Here is an 11,216-nt window from a genome sequence, read left to right as displayed (position 1 = left end):
TGTCTGATAATCCGGTAATATCATCTTTATCGTTGGCAGGTAATATCTAACTATCTGTTAAATAACAGAACTGACAATACTCCCAGTTATCCATCTAGACTTCTGCGACCACTACCTCGATGAGGATTGGGCGTTTGTGGGTCATTAGGACTAGGTTTAGAGTTATCAGCCAGGTTGAACTTCGTTTCACCAAAAGTGAAACTCTCGTTGGTCAAAGGTGAAGGCTGGTAATCGGACTTGAGCCTAGACAGAGTGGAAAAACGAGTCTGTACTGCTTCGCAGTTAAAAGCTAAGGAGCCAAATACCAGACTCGATACTAAAAGTGAAATGGCAGCACGCATAGTAGATGTCTATTTTAGAACTCTCTACTTCATTAATCCTTGATATTTATATGTCTATCCGGAAAATTTGCAAAAAAGTATTGTATTTTACTGAATAAAAGTTAATTTTATACTTCTTCAAGATGCTCAACAAGTAACCAATTCCCAGAGGGATTTGGCCGCCCCCAAATCTTGAGTATTTTTGCTGAGGGAAGAGTTTGTAATTGCTGGTCTATATGCGATCGCAATGCCACAAGCTGCCAATTTGTCGTCGTTAAATTGGTTTTTTCTGTGATATTGAATTGGTAGTTTTGCTCGTCCAGCCGTTTAAATTTCCCTGTAAAGCAGTTGAGGTTGAATTTATTATCGGTCTGGTCCAAAATACAAGGACAATTACCATCAGCAGGATAAGCTTCTGGGTGGTCTAAATAATAAGTTTGCCAGTGTAACCAATCAGGATGATCAGTTGATAAGTTAAACAGGGGAACAATTAAGACTGGTGCATAGTCATCCGTCAATAATGCAGCCTGCAAACTCTTCACTGGTAAATCTCTGGGCTGACATCCTAGCACAACACTCATAGCAGCTGCCATACCGGCGGCTTGACCAATTCCCATGACCACAGGTTGGAGTCTGGTGGCCCCATTAGCAATATGGGAAACGGAAATGTTCTTTTCGCAAACCAGAAAACCATCTGTATTGGCGGGGATGAGCGCGGAATAGGGGATAGTAAAGGGTGTTCCTGTCCATCTTCCACCCCAACGGATAGATTTAGGTTGCAATAAAAACTCAACACCTGGATAATGGTGATCGTTGGCATAGTTAGCGACAGCGATGGCATCATGAAATGGTGGTGCGGTTTTACTGTTAGCTAAAGGCAGAATATCTTGTTCACAAACAGTTGTTAAGCCTACTAAGCGGCGACTTTCCCGATAATAGGGATGAAGGGCAAAAGCGGAATTAGCATGAGGAAAAAGGTTTGCAGCTAATCCGTAACGCCTACCAAACTGAGTTTGAATGAAATGAGCGAAATTCTGACTGTGCCAGCAACATTCTCGCACAAATTCCTGCTTTTTCACCCCTGCATCTAGCAACCGATTGGCATTTTGGCAGTAGTCGTTGCCCGCAATAGGCCAATTAATCATAAATCGACTGCCGGGCAAGCGTCCATAGTTCAAAAATTTTTCTGGACCATAGTCATCCCAAGCTCCTGTAAACTGGGATGGATCATAGTTAGGGGCTGGAGAAATTTCTGGGGCGATATTGTTCCCAAAATCTTGCATTACTACTACCCAAGTGGGTGCTTGCACTGGATAGGTTTGGGTCAGGGAGTTAAAATTTGCGGGTGCGCTGGGTTCTCCCCATTCTGACTGTAATTCCCAACCCCAACGTAATGGTATTTCTCCTAAAGCTAATAAATCTCCTAATTCTGTGCCGTCAAGAATAATTTTGGCGTTGACGGTGAAGTCAGCAAAGCGTACACCTGTAATACAGTCCTTTGTTCGCAAAACCTCTAAAGGAACTTTTCTGGAAATCCATTGAAGATTAGGTAATTCTCGCACCCAGTCGGCAAATATTTCTGCACCTATGCGCGGATCATAACTAAAAAAGCTGACCCAACTATGATCTAATCCTCCTGGTTGCCTATGTTGCAATTCTTGTAAAAAAGCACCCCATAAACCTGTTTGAAAGGCTTGTAATTCGTTGCCGTCGGGTGCAGATACCCCCGCAGAGGTAAGCATTCCTCCTAACCAGGCAAATTCACTCACTAGGATGGTTTTTACACCTTTCCGCGCTGCTTGGATAGCGGCCACAGTTCCACCTGTGCCACCACCGACAACTAACACATCCGTTGTATAAATTTGATTCATGTTATATTCATAATATTAATTTAAAATACATTTACCACAGATGATAAAAAACTGTGTGTTTGCTTAATCGCTAGTGCAACCCAACAAAAACTTTGATAATGTTAGGTTTGCTTAGGTTAACCCAACCTACATCTATAAAATTACAGCAATTATTCTCTTATATATTAGAAGATCCATTCAATACATGAAAAGCTGCCCAATTAGAACTTAGGCAAAATATGTCTAGAGTCTATTAACCACCACTTCCCGTCCTAGTTATGTACAGGAATAGGGAAGTTCACCGCAGATAATTTTCTACTTGTCAAGACTAGAACAGGGTAAAGCGCAATGTGCTTTACCGTTCTATAAAATCTAATTACAATTTATCTAATTACAATTTAGTCCCGCACTCAGAACAGAAATTATGATTAGCTTGGTTTTGTGTACCACAATTGCTGCAAGAAATTGATTCCACAGCGGTTTTTGGTGTTTGTTGAGGTAAACCAACCATTTGGGAGTTATTCTTACCAGGGGCTACCATGGGATAGCAGTTTTCATCTCTGGTTACATGAACATTGACAATGACAGGTCCATTGTGTGCCAGCATTTCGGCAATTTTATCTGCCAACTCTTCCCGCTGACTAATTACCATCCCCTTGATCCCATAAGCCTGGGCTAAAAGCTCAATATCAGGCATTCCTACTTCCATGTTGGAAGACGAATAACGTTGACCATAGAAGGCTTCTTGCCATTGTCGCACCATTCCTTGCCAACCGTTATTTAAAATTAGGGTTTTGACATTGATGCCATATTGTGCTAAAGTCCCCAATTCTTGTAAACACATTTGGAAACTGGCATCACCACTAATACAGATCACTTGTTCGTCCGGGAATGCTACCTTCACACCCATGGCCGCAGGGACACCAAACCCCATTGTGCCTAAACCGGCGCTAGAAATCCAGCGTCTTGGACCATTTTTGAGGAATTGGGCTGCCCACATTTGATGTTGACCGACATCTGTGGTATAAAATGCGTGCGGAGCTTGGCTACCAACTTCGACAATTACTTCTTGGGGAGAAATACTATCGGCGTGATGGGGGACAATTAAAGGGTAATCTTGTCGCCAACGGTTAATTAAGTTTAACCATTCTTGATTTTGGTTAGGTGTGGCTTTACTATTTGCGTCTTGACATCGCCGTAATAAGTCTTTTAAGACGTTTTTAACATCCCCCACAATGGGGACTTCGGGAACGCGGTTTTTACCGACTTCTGCGGGGTCAATATCAATGTGAATGACTTTGGCTAAAGAGGCAAATTCGTCTAATTTACCTGTAACTCGGTCATCAAATCTCGCACCAACGCAAATTAATAAATCACAATCTGTAACAGCAAAATTTGCGTAGGCCGTGCCGTGCATTCCCAACATTCCTAAAGAGAGGGGATGATGTTCATCAAATGCACCGATACCCATTAAGGTAGTGGTGACGGGGATATTAAATAATTCTGCCAGTTCTTTAACTTCTTCGTGGGCATTGGCAGCGATCGCTCCTCCTCCAACATACAACAAAGGGCGACGACTTTCTCGAATTAATTGAATGGCGGCATTAATTTGGCGGGGATTTCCCTTGACTGTGGGACGATAACCCGGTAATTTAATCGAACCTGGTGCTACAGGAACATAATCAAATTCTTCTAACGCTACATCTTTTGGCACATCAATTAAAACAGGTCCCGGTCTACCTGTGCTGGCAATGTGGAAAGCTTCAGCTACAATCCGCGCCATATCTTTAGCATCGCGGACTACGTAAGAATGCTTAACAATGGGTAAAGTAATCCCATAAATATCTGTTTCCTGAAAAGCATCTGTACCAATTGCGGCTCGTGGTACTTGTCCTGTGACTACAATCATGGGTATAGAATCCATGTAAGCTGTAGCGATACCTGTCACTAAGTTGGTTGCCCCTGGTCCAGAAGTACCAAAACATACTCCTACCTTACCAGTAGCACGGGCGTAACCATCAGCCGCGTGGGATGCTCCTTGTTCGTGTCTGACCAAGATGTGCTTAATAGTACCCGCTGCTTCTATTTTATAGAGGTCATCATAAATAGGTAGAATTGCGCCACCGGGATAACCAAAAATATGCTCAACACCATGACGAATAAGACTATCTATGAGCGCGAAACCTCCAGAAGTCCGTTGGGGGTAAACTGGGGAATTTGGGGAGACAGGAGACTGGTTGTGATTTTCAGATTTTGGGGGGCTGATTGAAGAAGACGAAAGCACGGTTTAGGCCTCAAGGTATAACTAAAATTAACGCTTAGATTTTGTATTTAAGACTTGATTTTAATTTAAAAATTCTCACAGATCATAAATTGAGATGCGATGAGAATAGATTAAGATTGTACAACTTTAGATTACATCTTGCAATACTTTGCGAGTATTTTGCCAGGACCAGATACCGATAGCTCCCACAACTACACTCATTCCCAATAATACAACAGATAAACCAAAGGCATTAACTAACTTGGTTGTAATTAATAGAGGTGCGGTCAGGGCGATATTAATGGCATGATTTTGAAAGCCAAAGACCTTACCGTGCATTTCTGGTGGTGTTTGTTGTTGAATTAAGGTTTGCATTGGCACGTTAACAAAAGCAGCACCTACACCTAAGAAAATACACAGTCCTAATGCTAAGGGTTGGTTGTCAATAAAAATGAATAAGCCTAAAGAGAATGCCATAATTATAAACCCAATTAAAGGCAAGGGTTTATGATGTAAACGATGGCCGAAATGCCCTAAAATAGCCGCACCTATAACCATACCCACCCCAGCTGCAGCCACAAAAGAGCTAAATTCTTCGGGTGCTAAATGTAACCTGGCTGCCATGCCAATGGCTAATTCTATCAGGGCGGCAAATACGCAGTATAAGGTGACAATTTGCAGCATAGCATTCCATACCAGCCGATTTTGTTTGAGATAGCGTAGTCCTAACATAAATTCAGCCCAGGGATTAATTGGGGCTGTTTCCTGGTTAGGTCTGTGTTCTCGAAAATGAATGGGCATCATGATCAGGGCAGAAAGCAGGTATAAGCAGCCAACTACCAATTCTTTACCAAAACCCTTGTTAAAACTTTCAAACCAATTTAACATAGGAGTGGCCACGGCATTGCCAATAATTAACGCAGCCATCATTGTGCTGCTGAATAGGGCATTGGCAGCCATTAAACCTTCTTTTTTGACCAAAAGCGGAATAGCAGCCTGTTCTGCGGGGGCAAAAAACTGGGTAACGGTGGAGATAGAAAAGGTGAAGAATAGGAGAATGGCAAATTCTCGCGGTAGGAAGGGAATTAAGAGCATTAACACCCCACGCACCGCATCTGAAGCGACCATAATCAGTTTTTTTGGTACACGGTCAACGATAATCCCACCAGCAGAACCAAACAACATGGCAGGGACGGTAAATGCCATATACAAATAAAAACGTCCGTCTTCTCCTCCACCATTAACGGGCAAATAGAGTTTGAGTAAGGCAATCATTAATACAAAGAATACCTTATCTGCCAATTGGGAAATCAGTTGCCCAATCCACAGGAGCATAAAGCCCCTATTTTTTACCAGTGCGGCAAATCCGTGATTAATAGTAGTAGATTTAGTGGGCAGCATTAGATATTTAATATTGGGGAACAAATGGGGTAATTACGCATAACATAATCAAGGTTGGTGGCAGAAAAAAAGGATATTTCCAGATGAATTACTCTTGATTAACAATAAGCTCTTCGGTCGCATTTTTCGTAATTCCTCAAATAATCACTATTTATTGTGATACTGTTGTAATATGAAATTGAGAAATTCAGAGGCGGTAAGGTAGTTTTTGGGTGGAGAGAACCCAGCGGGGGGGTTTACCCATTTCCCTGGGACTGTTTGGGGGGAGTGCCACATTGATAGATGGTCAACTGCTGGATCTGCGTAAAAGTTATTTTCTCTTATACCGAGATAAGCTGAAGTCCAATGGGTGTAATGATCATGACTTAAACGATGAATGGGAAAGTTGCCCCCTAGAGGGACTCCCCAACCGTCAATGGCAATAAAAGCCTGAACGTGACCTCCCAAAAGTTGCCACCCTGTAGCGGCACCTATACCCCCAATTACACCAGCACTAAAGCATAAGAATATAAGAGGAGATTCTAGTTTATCACGGAGGCGATCGCGCAAAAAATGTAAAATATGAAATGTTGATAAAGTTAAATAACCTTCTCCCGGAAAAATTAGTATATCTGTGGGCTTTCCCATATCCAAACTTTCTTGGTCTTTATTTAAGCACTCTTGGATAAAACTTTTAGTTAATTCTGGTGCATGAATTCCCGGACAAATAATAATGGTCATTGGTTTTTTATTTTCGGATCTGTCAGAATTTTATACTAAATTAAAATAAAAATTTACTGTGTAAAAAATTGGCGTGATTCGTGAATAATTAGTTTTATAATAAATACAAAAATTTTCCTATCTTAATTAAATTATGCAAACCGACTATTTACTAAATCTACCTCCCATGGGTTGCGGAACTTGGGCTTGGGGAAATCAATTACTTTGGGGATATAATCAGAGCATGGATAACCAGTTGCAAGAGGTATTTAATCTCTGTGTTAGCAGTGGTGTCACATTATTTGATACAGGTGATTCCTACGGTACTGGCAAATTAAAAGGACGCAGTGAGTTACTTTTAGGCAGATTTTCCCAAGCATATCCAGGAATAAATAAAGAGAATATTTGCATTGCGACTAAGTTGGCTGCATACCCTTGGAGGTGGACTAGAAACTCGATTATATCAGCTTGTCATAGCTCGGCAAAAAGATTAGGTAAAAATGTTGATTTGGTGCAAATGCACTGGTCTACAGCTAATTATGCACCTTGGCAAGAAGTGGGTTTATTAGATGGTTTAGCAGATTTATATGAGCAAGGTTTAGTTAAAGGTGTGGGTTTGTCTAATTATGGCACAAAAAGACTTAAATGGGTGCATAAAAGATTTCAGGAAAGAGGAATACCTATTAAAACTTTGCAGGTACAATATTCACTTTTATCTACTTATCCAGTCACGGAATTAGGTTTAAAGGAAGTTTGTGATGATTTGGGAATTAGATTAATTGCTTATAGTCCTTTAGGGTTGGGTTTATTAACAGGTAAGTTTTCAGAAAATGGGAGTTTTCCTAAAGGTATTCGGGGATTTTTATGCAAGCAGTTATTACCAGGAATGAAACCGCTTTTGGGCTGTTTGCAAGAAATAGCAAATATGAGAGATAAAACTATGTCTCAAGTGGCTATTAATTGGTGTATTAGTAAAGGCACAATTCCTATTCCTGGGGCTAAAAATGTGGAACAAGCAAAAGAGAATATCGGGGCTTTAGGTTGGTTTTTGACTGATAGTGAGGTGATAGAATTAGATGCTGCTGCTAATAGGGTGGAGAAGAAAATGGTGCAGAATATTTTTCAAACTAAGTAATAAGTAATATTCAACCCCATAATACATAACAAAAGAATCATGCTAAAAACTTCTACTTTTATATTCCGTCTTTCCCAAGGACATTTGAATTTACTCACAGTTTGTCCTCGCAAATTCCAATATAGCTATTTAGAACAACTTAACACACCCATAGACCCTCAAAAGGAAGAATATCAAATTTTGGGTAGTCGTTTCCACTTACTTATGCAGCAGCGAGAAATGGGTTTATCCATTGATAATTTGTTAAACGCAAATCCTCAATTACAAAATTGGATGACTGATTTTACGAAAATTGCCCCGGAAATATTTACAACTAATATTAATAATCATCATAATCAAACTTTTCGAGAAAGTGAACATTATCGAACTTTGCAAATTGGAGACTACCTACTCACAGTTATTTATGATTTATTAATTACTGATGAAAATCAAGCCCAAATTCTCGACTGGAAAACCTATCCCCAACCACCAAAACCAGAAATATTAGCCCAAAATTGGCAAACAAAACTGTATATGTATATATTAGCAGAAACTAGTAACTATTTATTAGAAAATATTTCCATGACTTACTGGTTTGTACAATCAAAAAGGCAAACTAAAAATATCAAATTCACTTATAATGCACAACAACATCGAAAAACAGCACAGGAATTGAATCAATTATTAAACAACCTGACAAAATGGGTCAAAGATTATGAAGATAATACACCATTACCGCTTCAAGAATCTGATCAAATCTGTGAATCTTGTCAATTTGCTGTGCGTTGTCACCGTCAAAAAAACAAGGAAATAACTATGAATATTAACCAGCATTTTCCTAACTTAGAAAATATTGCAGAAGTATCACTTTAAACTTAATTTAATACTTAATTTAATACTTAATTCTTATTTGCATCTTAGCACCAAAATGGAATGGATTTTAAAAACAACGGAAAAACCCCCTGGTTGGTTTATTGAATTGGTGAAACGCTCCGCACCGGGAATAAATGGTAATTTTGCTGCTCAATTATTTTGGCAACGGGATATTAAATCTGAGGAAAAATTGGCGGCTTTTATTGATTATCAAGGTTATCAAAGTGCTGATTTTCGGGAATTTGGACAGGAAATAAATTTGGCTGTGCAACGGTTAATAACTGCGGGAAAAAAAGGAGAAAAAATTGCTATTTGGGGAGATTTTGATGCGGACGGAATTACTTCCACTGCGGTATTATGGGATGGTTTGGGTGAATTTTTTCTACAACATCGTCAATTAAGTTATTATATTCCCAATCGTTTCACAGAATCTCATGGTTTAAATAAGTCGGGAATTGATATTTTAGCCAAGGCAGGTTGTAAGTTAATTGTTACTTGTGATACGGGAAGTACGAATATTTCAGAAGTTATTTATGCCCAAAGTTTAGGGATAGATGTTATTATTACAGACCATCATACATTACCTTCAGAACGTCCTCCAGTAGTCGCAATTATCAATCCTCGTTATTTACCACAGGAACATCCTTTGTTTCATCTTTCTGGTGTCGCGGTTGCTTATAAATTGGTGGAGGCTTTATATGCAAGTTTACCAGATATTGCCGAAAATCCCTTAACTGATTTATTAGATTTAGTAGCAATAGGATTAATTGCAGATTTGGTGCAATTAAGTGGAGATTGTCGTTATTTAGCACAATTGGGAATTAAACAATTACACACAGATTATCAAAAATTACCAACGGACAGAAGAAGGCCAGGAGTGGGTAAATTACTAGAATTATGCCAGAAAAATGGCGATCGCCCTACAGATATTTCCTTTGGTTTGGGACCGCGAATTAATGCTATTAGTCGCATTCATGGTGACGCTAGTTTTTGTGTGGAATTATTGACGAGTAAAGACATTGAACGTTGTCAAAAACTTGCAGAAGAAACGGAATTAGCTAATTCCCGTCGCAAGTCTTTACAAAAAGATGTCCAAGCACAAGTTACTAAAAAACTCGCACAATTAGACTTATCAACTACTAGTGTTATTGTTTTAGAAGATTCTCAATGGTCTGCTGGAGTTTTAGGTCTGGTGGCTGGCCAAATAGCCCAGGAAACAGGTCGTCCGACAATTTTGTTAAGCACAGAAGGAAAGGAAAGCGAGGCAGATTCTAGCCAATTTATAGCGCGAGGTTCGGCACGTTCTGTGAATAACATTGATTTATATCAATTAGTTCAAGAACAAGCCCATTTATTACATCGTTTTGGTGGACATCCTTTCGCAGCAGGTTTGAGTTTATTAGTAGAAAATATCCCTTTATTTACGGCCGCAATTAATCAGAAATTACGGCAATCTTTAGGAGGAATTAATCTGACTGTAACGGTAGAAGCTGATTTAGTAGTGACAGTTGCAGATTTAGGTAAAGATTTATTTTTAGAACTAAAACTTTTAGAACCTTGTGGTATGGGAAATCCTATTCCCAAATTATTAATTAAAAATTGTTGGTTTGAAAATTCTTGGCATAAAAATCAACAGGATTTGCAAGGCAAGAAAGTACAATATATTAAAACAGATTTTAGTATTCGAGATGATTCTACTAATAATGCTTTTCCAGGTATTTGGTGGGGACATTATAAAGAAGAATTACCTATTGGTAGATGTGATTGTATTGCAGAAATTGATTTTAATAGTTTTAAAAAACGCTATGAAATTAGATTAATTGCGGTTCGTTCTCATGTTGAATATGAAATAAAAAATCATAATTTTCCTGCAATTGTAGACGCGAGAAATCTGGAAAATTTACAGGAAATGACAGATAAAAAATCATTATTAATTATGAAAGATTGTCCTACTAATTGGGAGGATTTACGGTTATGGTTCAAAAAATCTCTTGATCATCAACAACAATTAGTTATTGCTTGGAGAAAAACCCATAATCAAGAACCCAGAGATATTTGGTTAAATTTGGTAGGTATTGCTAAATATCTGAGTCGCACAAATAAATCTGTTAGTTGTATGCAAATCTTAGCCAGACTGGGTATTAGTAAACAAAGCCTATATTTAGGATTTCAAGCTTTAAAATATTTAGGGTTTATTGTCAAAATTAAAGATGATTATTTACAAATAATCTGGGATTCTATATATGATCAAAAACCTACTGATCATCTGATTAACCAATTTTTAGCAGCAGTCAAAGAAGAACAATTTCAACGGGATTATTTTTTTCATGTTCCTTTATCTATTATTGTTGCCATGATCATTGATTTTTCCCCAGTCTCAAAAAAAGGGGTGAATTAATGACGATTTCCCAGCACCCCAATCTCCGTGTCAGGAGTGGGGTTTGCAGTTATACAAGTAACAAGTATCAAATGAACATTATATTATGTATTGAGACCAAAATCTCAGCCGTGACCTGTGATTTTGGTATAAATTAGTTAAAATGGGTATGAAAATAAATTACTCATGTTCAAACCCACATTCCGCACCCTGAACTGTCACAGATCAAAAAAGCAGAGATAGTAGTACATAATAACTAACGATCAATTAAAGAGAAATAAGCTTAATGAGAATACATATCATTAAAAGGGGGGTGGTG

At 38.8% G+C, this 11,216-nt stretch carries 8 protein-coding genes; 3 read left to right on the top strand and 5 right to left on the bottom strand.

The genetic code is table 11. From position 1 onward, the window contains the following. Positions 1-86: 86 nt before the first annotated feature. The 5 genes from patX to FFO06_RS16530 all read right to left on the bottom strand — a co-directional run bounded on the left by patX (position 87) and on the right by FFO06_RS16530 (position 6,554). Positions 87-341, bottom strand: a complete 255-nt coding sequence (patX, locus tag FFO06_RS22620) for a heterocyst-inhibiting protein PatX (protein ID WP_137909024.1) — start codon at positions 339-341, stop codon at positions 87-89. 107 nt (positions 342-448) lie between these two features. Further along, positions 449-2,191, bottom strand: a complete 1,743-nt coding sequence (locus FFO06_RS16545; RefSeq protein WP_137909023.1) for an FAD-dependent oxidoreductase — start codon at positions 2,189-2,191, stop codon at positions 449-451. Between the two features lie 370 nt (positions 2,192-2,561). Next, positions 2,562-4,454 carry a biosynthetic-type acetolactate synthase large subunit gene (gene ilvB, locus FFO06_RS16540; protein WP_137909022.1) on the bottom strand — a complete coding sequence of 631 codons (1,893 nt, stop codon included), beginning with the start codon at positions 4,452-4,454 and terminating at the stop codon, positions 2,562-2,564. 126 nt (positions 4,455-4,580) lie between these two features. Then, positions 4,581-5,834 (bottom strand): MFS transporter, encoded by a 1,254-nt coding sequence (locus FFO06_RS16535; RefSeq protein WP_137909021.1) that lies wholly within the window; start codon positions 5,832-5,834, stop codon positions 4,581-4,583. Positions 5,835-5,981: 147 nt separating this feature from the next. Beyond that, a complete protein-coding gene (locus FFO06_RS16530) occupies positions 5,982-6,554 on the bottom strand; it encodes a hypothetical protein (protein ID WP_137909020.1) in 573 nt (190 codons plus the stop codon). Positions 6,555-6,687: 133 nt separating this feature from the next. Between FFO06_RS16530 and FFO06_RS16525 the strand changes: the two genes are divergently transcribed. Genes FFO06_RS16525 through recJ form a run of 3 tightly spaced genes read left to right on the top strand, consistent with a single transcriptional unit; the run spans position 6,688 to position 10,918 of the window. Beyond that, positions 6,688-7,668 (top strand): aldo/keto reductase, encoded by a 981-nt coding sequence (locus FFO06_RS16525; protein WP_137909019.1) that lies wholly within the window; start codon positions 6,688-6,690, stop codon positions 7,666-7,668. 39 nt (positions 7,669-7,707) lie between these two features. Continuing rightward, positions 7,708-8,520, top strand: a complete 813-nt coding sequence (locus FFO06_RS16520; protein ID WP_137909018.1) for a PD-(D/E)XK nuclease family protein — start codon at positions 7,708-7,710, stop codon at positions 8,518-8,520. A 55-nt stretch (positions 8,521-8,575) separates the two neighbouring features. Further along, positions 8,576-10,918, top strand: a complete 2,343-nt coding sequence (gene recJ, locus FFO06_RS16515) for a single-stranded-DNA-specific exonuclease RecJ (RefSeq protein WP_137909017.1) — start codon at positions 8,576-8,578, stop codon at positions 10,916-10,918. Positions 10,919-11,216 lie beyond the last annotated feature (298 nt).

Origin of the sequence: Dolichospermum planctonicum (assembly GCF_005402965.1) — a bacterium.
GTDB classification, from domain to species: domain Bacteria; phylum Cyanobacteriota; class Cyanobacteriia; order Cyanobacteriales; family Nostocaceae; genus Dolichospermum; species Dolichospermum planctonicum.
This window is presented reverse-complemented; position numbering and strand designations above follow the sequence as displayed.